The sequence below is a fragment of the Streptomyces inusitatus genome, from assembly GCF_014651115.1.
Classification (GTDB): Bacteria; Actinomycetota; Actinomycetes; order Streptomycetales; family Streptomycetaceae; genus Streptomyces; species Streptomyces amakusaensis.
In genome coordinates this window covers 43,090-57,475 of the sequence record NZ_BMWG01000021.1, presented here as the reverse complement: position 1 = coordinate 57,475, position 14,386 = coordinate 43,090, and the positions used below count along the sequence as shown (strand labels likewise).

The window sequence follows — 14,386 nt, the reverse complement described above, 5'->3', positions numbered from 1 at the left end:
GGGCGGAACCCAGCGTGCTGTAGCGAACTCATGACGTCGTGGAGGCTCCCGGCCCTTACTGCGGCGGGATCCCCGCCCCTTACCCTTTTCTCTGACCCTCTGCCCGACCTCCCCTCGCTCCACTGGAGGGGACACCCTCCGGAACGCGAGATTCATGACCGGCACAGACGATGTACTGCTTGTCCACGGCGGGACCCCGCTGGAGGGCGAGATCCGCGTCCGAGGCGCCAAGAACCTGGTGCCGAAGGCCATGGTCGCCGCCCTCCTCGGCAGCGAGCCGAGCAGAATGCGCAATGTGCCCGACATCCGCGATGTGCGGGTGGTGCGCGGACTGCTCCAGCTGCACGGCGTGACCGTCCGCCCGGGTGACGAGCCGGGCGAGCTGGTGCTGGACCCGACGCACGTCGAGAGCGCCAATGTGGCCGACATCGACGCCCACGCGGGTTCCTCGCGCATCCCGATCCTGTTCTGCGGTCCGCTGCTGCACCGGCTGGGCCATGCCTTCATCCCCGGTCTCGGCGGCTGTGACATCGGCGGCCGGCCGATCGACTTCCACTTCGACGTGCTGCGGAAGTTCGGCGCGACGATCGAGAAGCGCGAGGGCGGCCAGTATCTGGAGGCCCCGCAGCGGCTGCGCGGCTGCAAGATCCGGCTGCCGTACCCCTCGGTCGGCTCCACGGAGCAGGTGCTGCTGACGGCGGTGCTGGCGGAGGGCGTCACCGAGCTGTCGAACGCCGCGGTGGAGCCGGAGATCGAGGATCTGATCTCCGTACTCCAGAAAATGGGCGCGATCATCTCGCTGGACACCGACCGGACGATCCGGATCACCGGTGTCGACCGGCTCGGCGGCTACACCCACCGGGCGCTGCCGGACCGTCTGGAGGCGGCCTCCTGGGCGTCGGCGGCGCTGGCGACCGAGGGCGACATCTATGTGCGGGGCGCCCAGCAGCGCTCGATGATGACCTTCCTGAACACCTACCGCCGGGTCGGCGGGGCGTTCGAGATAGACGACGAGGGCATCCGCTTCTGGCACCCGGGCGGCACGCTGAACGCGATCGCCCTGGAGACGGACGTGCACCCCGGTTTCCAGACCGACTGGCAGCAGCCGCTGGTGGTGGCGCTCACCCAGGCGACGGGCCTCTCCATCGTCCACGAGACGGTCTACGAGTCCCGGCTCGGATTCACCTCCGCGCTCAACCAGATGGGTGCGCACATCCAGCTGTACCGCGAGTGCCTGGGCGGCTCGGACTGCCGCTTCGGCCAGCGGAACTTCCTCCACTCGGCGGTGGTGTCGGGTCCGACGAAGCTCCAGGGCGCGGATCTGGTCATCCCCGACCTGCGGGGCGGCTTCTCGTATCTGATCGCGGCGCTGGCCGCCCAGGGCACCTCCCGGGTGCATGGGATCGACCTGATCAACCGGGGTTACGAGAACTTCATGGACAAGCTGGTGAAGCTCGGGGCGAAGGTGGAGCTCCCGGGCCGCTGACACCGTCCCCCGGGGGCCCCGCGGGGCTCCCGGGGACACAGCAAGGGCGGCCACCTTGGCAAGGTGGCCGCCCTTGTGATGTTTCAGCGGTCGGACAGTCAGGCCCAGGGGCCTTACTTGCCCTTGGCCGCTTCCTTCAGCTTCGAGCCCGCCGAAACCTTCACGCTGTAACCGGCCGGAATCTGGATCGGGTCGCCGGTCTGCGGGTTACGCGCGGTACGAGCGGCACGGTGGGTGCGCTCGAAGGTCAGGAAGCCGGGGATGGTGACCTTCTCGTCGCCCTTGGCGACAATCTCGCCGACAGTCTCGGCGAGGGCGGCCAGCACGGCGTCGGCGTCCTTGCGGGTCACCTCGGCGCGGTCGGCCAGCGCGGCCACCAGCTCACTGCGGTTCATGTTCTTACTCCCGTGTTTCTACTTGCCTGTGAGGCGTGAGATCGAAGCCGATGCTGCCAGGGCCCTCTGACAGTCCCCGGACCAGGGTCTGCATCAGACCCTCTCGCCCGGTTACGCATCCTGCCCCCACCAATGGCGGGAACGCCAATCCGGCACCCTCCTGAGTCACACGAAAAGCGCCACTACCACATCGTGGTGACGCTCCGTTCACCAGGCGGGGACTCCGTGGAGCCGCCGGGGCCATGGTCCGCCACCCTAGATCGGCTGCCGGGGCCCGGCATCCCACGACGCGCCGGAGGTCAGGCCATGGGCGCACCGCCCAAGAGGGGCCGTCGGGAGAACTGTAAGTGGCCGCGGAGCCCTCGGCGACCGGGGGGATCCCCCTTGATCGTCCTGGGGCGGCGCTCACGGTCCGTACAGGCCCCGCCCGTGCCCCGGCCGCCCAGAGGGGCTCCGAGGCCGCCTGGGAGGGGTCTGGGGGCGCGCTCCGGGGCCGTCCCCGGGGCGCGCCGGGGCATGATCGGGCCGATCACGCGCGGGAGGGCCGGTCCCGGGTGTCCGGGCCGGCCCTCGCGCGCGCCCGGGCTACTGGTCCTGGGCGACGGGGGCGGCGGCGGCCCTGGCGGCCGTGCGGACGGCTCCGGCCACGGCTCCGGCGACCTTGTCGTTGAAGACCGAGGGGATGATGTAGTTCGGGTTCAGCTCGTCCTCGGTGACGACGTCGGCCAGCGCGGTCGCGGCGGCGAGCATCATCTCCGTGTTGACGGTGCGGGACTGGGCGTCCAGCAGACCGCGGAAGACACCCGGGAAGACCAGTACATTGTTGATCTGGTTCGGGAAGTCGGAGCGTCCGGTGGCGACGACCGCGGCGGTCTGGCGGGCGATCGCCGGGTCCACCTCGGGGTCCGGGTTCGCGAGCGCGAAGACGATCGCGCCGTCCGCCATCGCGGCGACGTCCTCCGCGCCCAGCAGGTTCGGGGCGGAGACGCCGATGAAGACGTCCGCGCCGACCACGGCCTGCTTCAGGGTGCCGGTGACGCCCTCGGGGTTGGTGTTGTCGGCGATCCAGCGCAGCGGGGACTCGGGGGCGGCGTCGACGAGGTCCTCGCGGCCCGCGTGCACCACGCCGTGGATGTCGGCGACCACCGCGTGCTTCACACCGGCGGCGAGCAGCAGCTTGAGGATGGCCGTGCCGGCCGCGCCGGCGCCGGACATGACGACCCGTACGTCGCCGACCGCCTTGTTGACGACGCGGAGCGCGTTGGTGAGCGCGGCGAGGACCACGATGGCGGTGCCGTGCTGGTCGTCGTGGAAGACCGGGATGTCCAGGGCCTCGCGCAGCCGGGCCTCGATCTCGAAGCAGCGGGGCGCGGAGATGTCCTCCAGGTTGATCCCGGCGAAGCCGGGCGCGATGGCCTTGACGATCGCGACGATCTCGTCGGTGTCCTGGGTGTCCAGGCAGATCGGCCAGGCGTCGATGCCGGCGAACCGCTTGAACAGGGCGGCCTTGCCCTCCATCACCGGCAGGGAGGCCATCGGGCCGATGTTGCCGAGGCCGAGGACGGCGGAGCCGTCGGTGACCACGGCGACCGAGTTCCGCTTGATGGTGAGACGGCGGGCGTCCTCGGGGTTCTCCGCGATGGCCATGCAGACCCGCGCCACACCCGGGGTGTAGATCATCGAGAGGTCGTCACGGTTGCGGATGGGGTGCTTCGACTGCATCTCGATCTTGCCGCCGAGGTGCATCAGGAACGTACGGTCGGAGACCTTGCCGAGGACGACGCCCTCGATGCCGCGGAGCTCTTCGACGATCTCCTCGGCGTGCGCGGTGGAGGTGGCCGCGATGGTCACATCGATCCGGAGCTTCTCGTGGCCGGAAGCGGTCACGTCCAGACCGGTCACGGAGCCGCCGGAGGACTCCACGGCCGTGGTGAGCTGGGAGACCGCGGTTCCGCTCGCGGGCACCTCCAGCCGGACCGTCATCGAATACGAGACGCTGGGCGCCGTTGCCATGACCGGGTTCCTCTGCTTTCCCTAGCTTCATTGCTATGCGCCCGCTGCGGGGGCACCCCGGGCGGACGCTTTACCGATGGTCGCACCTACCAGCCGGTAGCCGGTAATAGTGGTCGTTTTGTTTTCGGAAAGCGAATTCCGTGATACGGGAGAAATCCCCTCGGCGGGAACCCCCGAACGGCCCAGGGAGACCCCGGGAGACCTCGGGCGGCCCAACGGCAACAGGTCCATGCCGCCGGGGAGCCGGTGGCATGGACCTGCTGAACGAAGAGTGAGTGGCACCGACCCGCCATGCTCGCCTCGCGGCAAGTGGTCGCTCGAAGCGACGAAGGTTGGGCCCGGGGGCTTGGATCGAGCCGGTGCCACAACCAGGCTAACAAACCACCCCGGTAAGTGATTCCCCCCGCGCGGGTTGACTCCTCGTCACTCCCGTGCCTGGTCCGAACGGGTCTGGTCCGAACGGGTCTGCGGATTCCGGTCACCGGACGGGGACCGCTCGCGCCGCCGCCCCCCGGAGCGTCTGCCGCGCGCCTGGCGGGGCGGCTGCCCGCCCGCCTCCTGCTCGCGCGGCGGCTCGGCCGCGTCCTCGCGCAGCAGCCGGGGCACGCCCTCCGCGTCCGGCTCGTCACGGCCGCCCGAGATCACCGTCAGCTCCTGGGTCGCCCGGGTGAGTGCGACATACAGCACACGGAGTCCGACCGCGGAGTTGTCGGCGATCTCCGCCGGGCTGACCACGACGGTCGCGTCGTACTCCAGGCCCTTCGCCTCCAGCGAGCCGAGTGCCACCACCCGCTCGCCCAGACCCGCCAGCCAGCGCGCGGCCTCCTCGCGGCGGTGCATGGCGACGACCACGCCGACCGTGCCGTCCACCCGCTCCAGCAGCCGGCGCGCCTCCTCGCGCACCACCTCGGCCAGTTCCGCCCCGCCCACGGCGGCGAACCGGGGCACGATCCCCGTCGAGCGGACCGCCGCCGGGGACTCCATCCCGGGCATCGCCAGCGCCAGCACCCGGGCCGCCAGCTCGGCGATCTCCGCCGGGTTGCGGTAGTTGACGGTGAGCTGGAAGCGGCGGCGCGGACGGGTGCCGAGCGCCTCGTCGCGGATCTCGGCCGCCTCCTGCGGCTCGGGCCAGGAGGACTGCGCCGGGTCGCCGACGATCGTCCAGGTGGCGTGCCGCCCGCGGCGGCCGACCATGCGCCACTGCATCGGGGTGAGGTCCTGCGCCTCGTCGACGATGACGTGCGCGTACTCGGTGCGCTCCGCCGCCAGCCGCTCGGCCCGCTCGCGCTGGGTCTCCTCGCGCTGGGGCATCAGCTCCTCAAGACCGGTGAGCTGGTCCAGCGGGTCCAGCTCGCGCTTCTTCTTCGGCCGCGCCGGAGCCCCCAGCAGCGTCTGGAGCTCGTCCAGGAGCGCCACGTCGTGCACCGAGAGGGGACCCTTGCCGTCCTCGCCGGCCCGCCGGAGCGAGCGCGCCAGCCGGCGGATCTCGCCCGGGTTGAGGATCCGGCGCGCCCAGCGGCCGAGCCGCCGCTCGTCGGCCATGGCGGCAAGCACCCCGCGCGGGGTCAGCTCGGGCCACCACTCGTCCAGGAAGAGCCGGAAGCTGTCCTCGCCGGTGACGTCCTCGTCGAAGGAGGACCGCAGCTCGGCGGCGAGCTCCTGGTCGGTGTGGCGGCCGGCCGCCCCCGAGCGCGACCACAGCGCGTCCAGCAGCAGCCTGCGGGCGCGCGGGCGCAGCAGATTGACCGGGGCGGTGCCGCCGAGGACGTTGTTGCGGATGCGGCGCAGGTCGTCGGCCTCCAGCTCCAGCCGGCGGCCGAAGGCGACCACGCGGAGGCGCTCGGGCGTGCCCGGGGTCTCCTCGTCGCCGAGGGCGAGCTGTCCGTCCAGCACGGTCACCGTGGGGCCCGGGCGCTCCAGCGCGCCCCGGGAGGCGTTGCGGAGGACCTTCAGCATCCGGGCCGAGCCCTTGATCCGCGCCACGGCCGGCTCGTCGTACGCGGTGGCCTCCGCGCCGTCGACCAGATGGCCCACCGCGCGGATGGCGACCTGCCCCTCCTCGCCCAGCGAGGGCAGCACGCCCTCGGTGTAGGCGACGAGCAGCGGGGTCGGCGAGACGATCAGGATGCCGCCCGCGTACCGCCTGCGGTCCTGGTAGAGCAGATACGCGGCCCGGTGCAGCGCGACGGCGGTCTTCCCGGTGCCCGGGCCGCCCTCCACATAGGTCACGGAGGCGGCGGGGGCCCGGATGACCATGTCCTGTTCGGCCTGGATGGAGGCGACGATGTCGCGCATGGTGTGGCTGCGGGCCTGCCCGAGGGCGGCCATCAGCGCGCCGTCGCCGATGACCGGGAGTACGGAGCCGTCCAGACGGGCGGTCAGCTCGGGGCGCATCAGGTCGTCCTCGACCCCGAGGACCCGGCGGCCCTTGGAGCGGATGACCCGGCGGCGGACCACCCGGCCGGGCGCGACCGGGGTGGACCGGTAGAAGGGGGCCGCCGCGGGGGCCCGCCAGTCGATCACCAGGGGCGCGTAGTCGGTGTCGAGGACGCCGATCCGGCCGATGTGGAGGGTCTCGGCGATGTCGGCGGTGCTGTCGGGGCGCACCGCGTCGTCGGCGGGCTCCACCGAGGTGAACGCGCCGTCCGGGCCGCGCTCGCCGTCCTTGCCCAGCAGCAGGTCGATGCGGCCGAAGAGGAAGTCCTCGAACTCGTTGTTGAGGCGACTGAGGTGGACGCCGGCGCGGAAGACCTGCGCGTCCCGCTCGGCGAGCGCCCCGGGGGTGCCGACCTGCCCGAGTTTGGCGGCGTCCTTCATCAGGAACTCCGCCTCGTCGATCTTCTCCTCCAACCGGTGGTAGACCCGGTCGAGATGTTCCTGCTCAACGGCGATCTCGCGGTCCCGGACGGAGTCCTCCGGGGCGGATCCGCGGGCGGAGTCCTCCTGGACTGCGTCCCCCGCGGACTGATCGACAGCGTCGACAGCGGCTTCCTGCGCGGCCACCGAGGCCCCCTTCTGACGTGCACTGGGCAGCCGCCAACCGTACGCGAAGGGGGCGAATCTGTCAGGCGTCGACCTCCACGAGCTTCCTGCCGTCGAACGTACGCACCTCGAAGCGGTCGATCTGGGCATGGTCCATGGCCGCCCCGCCGTGGATGTACAGCGGTCTTCTGGAGGTGTCGTCCGGGCCGTCGGCCAGGCCGTAGCCGCCGCCGGGGACGGCCCAGGAGGTGATGATCTCCTCCTCGCCGGACTTGGAGACGGCGACGAGCAGGCACTTGAGCGGGCCCTTGATGTTCTTCAGCCGGAGGACGGCGTGGGTGCCCCAGTCCTTGCGCTCGATGCCGACGGAGGCGTTGACCTGGGTCGCGGAGTCGGTCGCCTCGGACTTCCGTTCGATGTCGTGGAAGAAGGCGTGCTCGGCCGGGGTGGGGTGACGGCCGCCGGGCCGGGCCGCCGCGCCGTCCCCCCGGGCGATGGTCACGACGGCGACGGCGGGGCCGCCGATGATCAGTACGGCCGCGACGGCCACCAGGATTCTGCCGCGTCTGCGGGCCGCGGCGCGGCGGGCCGCCACCTCGCCGAGCAGTCCGTTCAGCACCCTGGGGCCCGGCGGCGCGGGCTCCAGGGGCATGAATCGCGGGGGCGTCACATCCGTCCGGTCCGTGCGCTCCGCCCGGTCCGCCCGCTCCGTGCGATCCAGCGGCGGCGCCCCGGCCAGGGCCGCGAGCATCGGCTCCAGCCCGGAGAGTTCCTCGACGCCGGCCGAACAGCTCTCGCACTCCGTGAGATGCGCCTCGAACGCCGACGCTTCCGCGTCGTCGAGAACACCGAGCACATACGCGCCGACCGCGTCGTGCACGGATTCCCGATCCGGCATGGTCATGCCGTGACCCCCCTCTCCTCCAGCGCGAGTTTCATGGACCGGAGCGCGTAGAACACCCGGGAGCGCACCGTGCCGCTGGGTATGCCGAGCGTCTCGGCCGCCTCGTTGACCGTGCGCCCCTTGAAATACGTTTCGAGAAGAACTTCCCGATGCGCGGGTGTCAAATCATCGAGCGCGTCCGAGAGCGTCATCAGCCACAGCGCCTTGTCGATCTCGTCCTCCGCGGGCAGGACCTCCAGCGGCGACGGATCGACCTCCTGCGGCCGGGCCTGCCGGCTGCGGTGGCCGTCGATGACGATGCGGCGTGCGACCGTCACCAGCCAGGGGCGGACCGATCCGGTCGCCCGGTTGAGCTGACCGGCGTTCTTCCAGGCACGGATGAGCGTCTCCTGCACCACGTCCTCGGCCCTCTGCCGGTCCCCGGCGACGAGTCGCAGTACATGGGCGAACAGAGGCCCCGCGTGTTCGCGATACAGCGCGCGCATGAGTTCCTCTTCGGGGACCGAGGAGTCACGGCGCGCGTTCTCGCTGCGATGGCGGGTCCTGTGCGGACGGTCATCGGCCACGGCCGCATCTTTGCGCACCTGCAACCTCCCGGTCGAGACCTTGGTGTCGGCGGCTCTCGGCTGACTCCTTGTCCCTCTCTCCTACGGAGAAGGGCGGGGAGGCATTCAAAGCCTGGCCGAAAACATCCGTACCTGGTACGGGAGTTGACCGGTACGAGGTGGGTGCGGGCGATGCGGGTGGGGCGAATGGGGTGAGGGGGATCAGGGAGGCCCAATGGACCGATGTCGTCTTAGGGAGTGTCTTCGAGGACACTTCCGCAACACGCTTCAGGTCCGGGCCACGGCGGCGCGGCGGCGGTGGCGGGCGACCCGCTCGCGATTGCCGCAGACCTCGCTGGAGCACCAGCGCCGCCGGTGGCCGCGCGAGGTGTCCAGGTACACCCGCCGGCACCCCTCCCCCGCGCACTGCCGCAGCCCCGACCGGGCCGCCGGGTCGGTCAGCAGCTCCACCGCGTCCCGGGCCACCGCCGCCAGCAGCGCGCCGCACTCCGGCGGGGTGCCGAGCGTGCGCACCAGAGCGCCGTCGGTGTCCCGCACCGCGCGGATCGCCGGGGGCGGGCCGGCCGCCACGGCGTTGATCCGCTCCAGCGCGGACTCCGCCGAGCGGCCGTCGAGTTCCGCCCGTACCAGCTGATCGGTCCAGCTCCGCAGCTGTATGAACCGCTCGACCCAGGGCCCGGCCACCGCGCCCACCGGGGTCCCGGCGGGCAGCAGCCCCGCGCCGAGCAGCCAGCGGGCCAGCCGGCCGGCCCCCGCCAGCGGCTCCCCGCCCGCCGATTCGCCTTCGCCGGTCGCCATCAGGTCCAGACAGAGGCGGCCGGAGTCGAACCGCCAGTCGTGGGGAGCCGTACCGGTCGCAGCTGCCGTCATGCGCCTGTCACCGCCTCAAGGTCACTGGCTCGGGGACACCGGGTCCGGCCCGGGCTGGCCGTGCGCCCCGCCCCGGGTCTCCCTCCAGAGTGCCTGTCCCGGCGGGCGGCCGGAACCCCTCCTTCTGCCGGGATCGGACCGGCTCGGCGCGGGCGGCGGCCCGGGGGCGGTCGGGGGACGGTCGGGGGCGACGGCCCGGGGGGCGGTCAGCGGCGTACGACGTCCGGCGCGATGTCCTCGCGCTCGGCGGGGGCGGCGGTGCGCGCGGTGGCCTCCGTACCGCAGAAGGCGGCCTCCAGCGTGCGCGGCAGGGTGTTCAGCACGGCGGCGTTGTTGGACGCGTTGGCGAAGGAGGTGAGGGAGCGCTTCCCGTCCCCGGAGGCGAAGGAGTAGGTGTAGTACCCCTGCACGGCCCCGGTGTGCCCGTAGACCGAGACCCCGCAGGACAGATCGCGGCGGCGCAGCCCCAGCCCGTACCCCTGGGTGCTGTTGACCGTGGTCCAGCGCCGCATCTGGGTCAGCCGGGCGGCGGAGGTCAGCTCGCCGCGCAGCAGCGCGGAGAAGAAGGTGTTGAGATCGCGGGCGCTGGAGATGATCGCGCCCGCGCTCTGCGCCCAGGACGCCGTCTGACGGGTGGCGTCGACCAGGGAGGTCCCCGAGTCGTCGGAGGTCAGATACCCCTTGGAGTGCCGTCCGGGGAGGGCGGTCTCGGGGTGCACGTAGAAGGTGTCGGCGAGCTTCAGCGGGGTGATGATCCTCTCCCGGTAGGCCGCCCCGGTGGAGGTGCCGGTGAGCTTCTCGATCAGCATGCCCGCGACCACGAAGTTGGTGTTGGAGTACGCGTAGGCCCCGCCCGGCGAGCCCGTCGCGGCCTTCGCCAGCGAGAGGTCGAGCAGCTGCCGGTGGGTGAAGACCTTGTTCCGCACGGCCTCGAAGCCGGAGACGGTACGGGCGAAGAGGGTGTTGGTGTAGTCGTACAGCCCGCTGCGGTTGCCGAGCAGATGGCGCACAGTGATCTTCTTGTTGGGCAGCGCCCCCGGCAGATGCTTGACGACCGGGTCGTCCAGCCCCAGCACCCCCTCGTCCACCAACTGGAGCAGCACCACGGTGGTGAAGGTCTTGGTGACGCTGCCGATCCGGAACCGGTCCTCGGCGGTGATCGCCCGCTTGGTCCCCCGGTCCGCGAGTCCCTCGGCCAGCCGGTGCGCCTTGCCGTTGTCGTCGACCCTCGCCAGCGCCCCCGGCGCCCCGTTCGCCAGCGCCGAGCGCAGCGCCGCCCTCAGCGCCACCGGGTCGGGAGCGGCGGCGGGCAGGGCCGCCGCGCGCTCCGGTGCGCGCTCCGGTACGGGCGAGGGGGCGTGCGCGGCGTGCGCGGGGGTCGCGAGGAGGGACAGCAGGACCGCGCCGAGCGCCGTCGCCCTGCCCATCGTGCCTGGAGCCATGGAGCCGTTCTCCCGTTCTGCGGTACGGGCCGGGCGGCGGACGCGCGCCCGGCTGTCGCGTATATGAACGCCCCGGCCGCCCGCTTGCGTTCGTATGGCGTCGAGATCCCCCGCATGGCCCACAGCGCTCACTCCGGCGCGGCACCGGGCAGCCAGCGCGAAGGGTCCCTGAACAGCCGGCCGCCGCCCGCAGCGCGTCCAGCCCCGGGTGCCGCAGCCCCCGCCGCCACACCATCGAGAGCGGGGCGAGCGGTACGGGATCGGTGAGCGGCAGCAGCACACCGCCGGGCATCGCGGGGAAGTCGGCGACCGCCAGAACCGGTCTGCGGTCCCTGGCCATCACCCGGCGGAACTCCTCCGCGCCCACGGCCATGGGGGTGGGCGGCAGCACGGCGATGCCGCGCCCCGCGAAGAGCCGCCCCGCGAGTTCCGTCCACTCCGGGGTCCGGGGGTTGCCCGCCCCCGCGTAGACCGACTCCCCCGCGAGCGCGCCCAGCGGCACGCTGTCCCGCCCGGCCAGCGGATGGCCGTACGGCAGGATCACGGCCAGCGGCTCGTACCGCACCAACTGATGCTCAAGCAGGCCCCGGAGCGGCTGTTCGAGCCCGGCGGCGTAGCCGAAGGAGACATCGAGCCGCCCGGCGGCGATCTCGGTCGCGGGGGTGCGCGCCTTCACGGCGGGCGCGCTGCTGACCCGGCTCCCGATGGGCATGTTCGCCGTCAGCGCGGTGATCATGATCGCCGGGTCGCGGGGTTCCTACGCGCTCGCCGGGGCGGTCACCGCCACCGGGCTGGCCGTCACCGCACTGGTCGCGCCCTGGACCGCGCGGCTGGTGGACCGGCACGGGCAGGCCCGGGTGGCGGTGCCCGCCGTCGTGCTCGCGGTGCTCGGCTCGCTCGCGCTGGTGGTGTGCGTACGTCTGGACGCGCCCGACTGGACACTGTTCGCGGCCTACGCGGCGACCGCCACCACCCCGAACACGGGTGGCATGTCGCGGGCCCGCTGGGCCCACCTGCACCGGGACGACCCGGCCTCACTGCACACCGCGAACTCCTTCGAGCAGACCGCCGACGAGGTGGGCTTCACGGCGGGGCCGGTCGCCGCCGCGCTGCTGTGCTCGGCGCTCTTCCCGGAGGCGGGCACCCTGATCGGCGCGGCGCTGCTGCTGACAGGGGTGCTGATCTTCACCGGCCGGCGCGCCACCGAGCCGCCGCCCGTACCGGCTCGGCGGTGGCACTCTCCCTCGCCCTGCTCGTGGCGGGGGCGGCGACCGCCCCGGCGATGGTGACGGGGATGACGCTGGTGCAGCGGCTGACGCCCCGGGGCGCGCTGAACGAGGGCATGACGCTGGCGGTGACCTCGATCCTGGGCGGCATCGCGGCGGGCTCGGCGGCGGGCGGGGCAGCGGGCGGGGCAGCGGCGGCGGGCGGGGCAGCGGCTCCGGGCGGGGTCGCGGGGCCGGGCGGGCATGACAAAGGCCCGGCTGCGATGGCAGCCGGGCCTTTGCCCACATGGGATGAAGTGGAGATGGCGGGAATCGAACCCGCGTCCAACGGTGCGGAATCAGGGCTTCTCCGAGTGCAGTCCGCTGCGATTTTCTCGGCCCCGGAGATCACACGGACAAGTCTCCGACGGGCTCAGTCACTGTTTGATTTCCCTCTAATCCCCGTGACCGGGTCTAGAGGTTTAGTTCCCTAGTTGACGCCAGGAGCCGGGTCGGGAACAGTCCCCGGGCTGACGCTCCATGAGTGAAGGTTCGTTCTACTGCTTATTAGGCAGCGAGAGCGAAGGCTTCGGAGTTATCGCGCTTAGAATTGGCGATTATTGTTTGCGACATATGGTTAACGAGATCATTGCCGCTTCCTCGACTCGCTTCACCTGCTTCGACATCCGCTGTCGAAACCGATCATCCCCATGTTGATTTTTCAAAATGCGCCCCTGTGGTGGGGGGCAGTGCCATCGTACGTGACCGACCCGGCCGGATGCCAGCTTATTAACCCGGTCACGCGCTCCGCTGACGGCGGCGGACCGCCGACATCGCGCGGTCGGCCTCGCGCCGGTCCTGGCGCTCGCGCATGGTCTGGCGCTTGTCGTACTCCTTCTTGCCGCGCGCGAGAGCGATCTCGACCTTGGCCCGGCCGTCCCGGAAGTAGAGCGCCAGGGGCACGATCGTGTGACCCGTCTCCTGGGACTTGGACTCCAGCTTGTCGATCTCGGCCCGGTGCATCAGCAGCTTGCGCTTGCGCCGGGCGGCGTGGTTGGTCCAGGTGCCCTGGGTGTACTCGGGCACATGGACGTTGTGCAGCCATGCCTCGTGACCGTCGATCTGGACGAAGCCGTCCGCCAGGGAGGCCCGCCCCTGCCGCAGCGACTTGACCTCGGTACCGGTCAGCACGAGACCGCACTCATAGGTGTCGATGATGTGGTAGTCGTGCCGCGCCTTCTTGTTCTGCGCGATCAGCTTGCGCCCTGGGTCCTTTTCCTTAGCCATAGTGCGTTCATTTTCGCACTACGGCGCAACAGATTTACGCCCAGGATTCAGGAGGCCGCGCCGAGGCCGTCGAGCACGGCCACGGCCCGCTTCTCGGCCCCCTCGGCGGCCGGTACGTCGGGGGTGATGCCCTCGCCGTCGACATCGTGGCCGGCCGGGGTCCGGTAGTGGCCGACGGTCAGCTCGGCCACCGAGCCGTCGGGCAGCCGGCTCGGCATCTGCACCGAGCCCTTGCCGAAGGTGCGGGCGCCGACGGTCACCGCCCGGCCCCGGTCCTTCAGCGCCCCGGTGACCAGCTCGGCCGCGCTCATCGTGCCGCCGTCGACCAGCGCCACCACGGGCCTGGCGGTGTCGCCGCCGGGCTCCGCGTACAGCGCGCGCTGCTTCCCCCGTACGTCATAGGTGGCGATCAGTCCGCCGTCGAGGAAGACGGAGGCGGCGTCGACGGCCTCATGGAGCAGACCGCCGCTGTTGCCGCGCAGGTCCAGCAGGACTCCCGCGCCCTCGGGGGCCCGCCGGACGGCCTCCCGGACCCGGCCGCCGGTGCCCCGGGTGAAGGCCGCGACCCTGATCAGCACCGCGCCGCCGTCGAGCCGCCGGACGGTGACGGACTCGGTGCTCAGCTTCGTACGGGTCAGGGACTGGGTCCAGGACCGGCCCGCGCGCTCCAGGCCCAGGGCCACATGCGTACGGTCCCGGCCGCGCAGCAGGCCCACGACCTCGGTGACGGGCCGCCGGTCGACCCGCTCGCCGTCGATGGTGCGCAGCCGGTCGCCGGCCCGGATGCCGGCCCGGCCCGCCGGGCCCCCGGCGCGCACGTCGGCGATCTCGACCAGCCCGTCCCCGTCGCGGCGGGCCACCAGGCCGACGCCCGTGTACTCGCCGTCGAGGGCCTGGCGGAATGTCTCGTACTCGCCCTTGTCGTACACCGCGCCCCAGCGGTCGCCGCTGCGGCTGACGACCTCCTCGGCCGCCTCGGTGCCGGACTTCCCGTCCGCGACGGCCTCGGCGGCGGCCCGGGCCAGCAGGTCCTGGTCGACGGGGGCCAAGGCCTGGTCCCCGGCGCGCGGGGCGGGCTCGGGGTCCTGCTCTCGGGGCAGTGATCCGGTGGCCGCGGCGGAGGCGAGAACGGTCGCGAAAACCAACGTCAGGACCGCCCCGCGGCTGGTGCGGCGGGGCCGGCGGTGATGATCCGGGCCCGGCATGGCGCCGAGTCTAGGCGAAGCGAAAGGCGCC

9 protein-coding genes, 1 other RNA gene and 3 pseudogenes are annotated in these 14,386 nt (G+C 72.1%); 2 read left to right on the top strand and 11 right to left on the bottom strand.

Going from position 1 to position 14,386, the window contains the following annotated elements:
- Positions 1-154 precede the first annotated feature (154 nt).
- Positions 155-1,486 (top strand): UDP-N-acetylglucosamine 1-carboxyvinyltransferase, encoded by a 1,332-nt coding sequence (murA, locus tag IE247_RS25930; RefSeq protein ID WP_190125701.1) that lies wholly within the window; start codon positions 155-157, stop codon positions 1,484-1,486.
- 113 nt (positions 1,487-1,599) lie between these two features.
- Here the strand turns inward: murA and IE247_RS25925 are convergent, their stop codons facing one another.
- The 8 genes and pseudogenes from IE247_RS25925 to IE247_RS34555 all read right to left on the bottom strand — a co-directional run.
- Entirely contained in the window at positions 1,600-1,881 is a 282-nt protein-coding gene (locus IE247_RS25925; protein WP_003954777.1) for an HU family DNA-binding protein, read from the bottom strand.
- A gap of 585 nt (positions 1,882-2,466) precedes the next feature.
- Complete coding sequence (locus IE247_RS25920; RefSeq protein ID WP_190125700.1) at positions 2,467-3,894, bottom strand: NAD-dependent malic enzyme; 1,428 nt, start codon at positions 3,892-3,894, stop codon at positions 2,467-2,469.
- 585 nt (positions 3,895-4,479) lie between these two features.
- Positions 4,480-6,897: pseudogene (locus IE247_RS25915) on the bottom strand (HelD family protein); the annotation flags it as partial.
- A gap of 61 nt (positions 6,898-6,958) precedes the next feature.
- A complete protein-coding gene (locus IE247_RS25910) occupies positions 6,959-7,780 on the bottom strand; it encodes a zf-HC2 domain-containing protein (RefSeq protein ID WP_190125698.1) in 822 nt (273 codons plus the stop codon).
- Positions 7,777-8,370, bottom strand: a complete 594-nt coding sequence (locus IE247_RS25905; protein ID WP_190125697.1) for a sigma-70 family RNA polymerase sigma factor — start codon at positions 8,368-8,370, stop codon at positions 7,777-7,779. Before IE247_RS25905 ends, IE247_RS25910 begins: the two co-directional genes overlap by 4 nt.
- A 243-nt stretch (positions 8,371-8,613) precedes the next feature.
- Positions 8,614-9,216 carry a CGNR zinc finger domain-containing protein gene (locus IE247_RS25900; RefSeq protein ID WP_190125696.1) on the bottom strand — a complete coding sequence of 201 codons (603 nt, stop codon included), beginning with the start codon at positions 9,214-9,216 and terminating at the stop codon, positions 8,614-8,616.
- A 206-nt stretch (positions 9,217-9,422) separates the two neighbouring features.
- The gene (locus IE247_RS25895) at positions 9,423-10,658 is read right to left on the bottom strand and encodes a serine hydrolase domain-containing protein (RefSeq protein ID WP_190125695.1); all 1,236 of its coding nucleotides are present in this window, start codon (positions 10,656-10,658) and stop codon (positions 9,423-9,425) included.
- A 178-nt stretch (positions 10,659-10,836) separates the two neighbouring features.
- Positions 10,837-11,316, bottom strand: a pseudogene (locus IE247_RS34555) (LysR substrate-binding domain-containing protein); the annotation flags it as partial.
- Between IE247_RS34555 and IE247_RS25885 the strand changes: the two are divergent.
- A pseudogene (locus IE247_RS25885) lies at positions 11,276-12,102 on the top strand (MFS transporter); the annotation flags it as partial. The pseudogenes IE247_RS34555 and IE247_RS25885 overlap by 41 nt on opposite strands.
- A gap of 76 nt (positions 12,103-12,178) precedes the next feature.
- Here IE247_RS25885 and ssrA read toward each other — a convergent pair.
- From ssrA to IE247_RS25870, 3 genes are all read right to left on the bottom strand, one after another.
- Positions 12,179-12,573: a transfer-messenger RNA gene (gene ssrA, locus IE247_RS25880) on the bottom strand.
- Positions 12,574-12,661: 88 nt separating this feature from the next.
- The gene (gene smpB / locus IE247_RS25875) at positions 12,662-13,150 is read right to left on the bottom strand and encodes an SsrA-binding protein SmpB (protein WP_190125693.1); all 489 of its coding nucleotides are present in this window, start codon (positions 13,148-13,150) and stop codon (positions 12,662-12,664) included.
- A gap of 47 nt (positions 13,151-13,197) precedes the next feature.
- Positions 13,198-14,355 (bottom strand): S41 family peptidase, encoded by a 1,158-nt coding sequence (locus IE247_RS25870; RefSeq protein ID WP_190125692.1) that lies wholly within the window; start codon positions 14,353-14,355, stop codon positions 13,198-13,200.
- Positions 14,356-14,386 lie beyond the last annotated feature (31 nt).

Excerpts from the sequence above, each read along its gene's own strand:
- IE247_RS25895 (WP_190125695.1), bottom strand. The coding sequence starts at position 10,658 with ATGGCTCCAGGCACGATGGGCAGGGCGACGGCGCTCGGCGCGGTCCTG.
- IE247_RS25925 (WP_003954777.1), bottom strand. The coding sequence starts at position 1,881 with ATGAACCGCAGTGAGCTGGTGGCCGCGCTGGCCGACCGCGCCGAGGTG.
- IE247_RS25910 (WP_190125698.1), bottom strand. The coding sequence starts at position 7,780 with ATGACCATGCCGGATCGGGAATCCGTGCACGACGCGGTCGGCGCGTAT.
- IE247_RS25900 (WP_190125696.1), bottom strand. The coding sequence starts at position 9,216 with ATGACGGCAGCTGCGACCGGTACGGCTCCCCACGACTGGCGGTTCGAC.
- smpB (WP_190125693.1), bottom strand. The coding sequence starts at position 13,150 with ATGGCTAAGGAAAAGGACCCAGGGCGCAAGCTGATCGCGCAGAACAAG.
- IE247_RS25920 (WP_190125700.1), bottom strand. The coding sequence starts at position 3,894 with ATGGCAACGGCGCCCAGCGTCTCGTATTCGATGACGGTCCGGCTGGAG.
- murA (WP_190125701.1), top strand. The coding sequence starts at position 155 with ATGACCGGCACAGACGATGTACTGCTTGTCCACGGCGGGACCCCGCTG.
- IE247_RS25870 (WP_190125692.1), bottom strand. The coding sequence starts at position 14,355 with ATGCCGGGCCCGGATCATCACCGCCGGCCCCGCCGCACCAGCCGCGGG.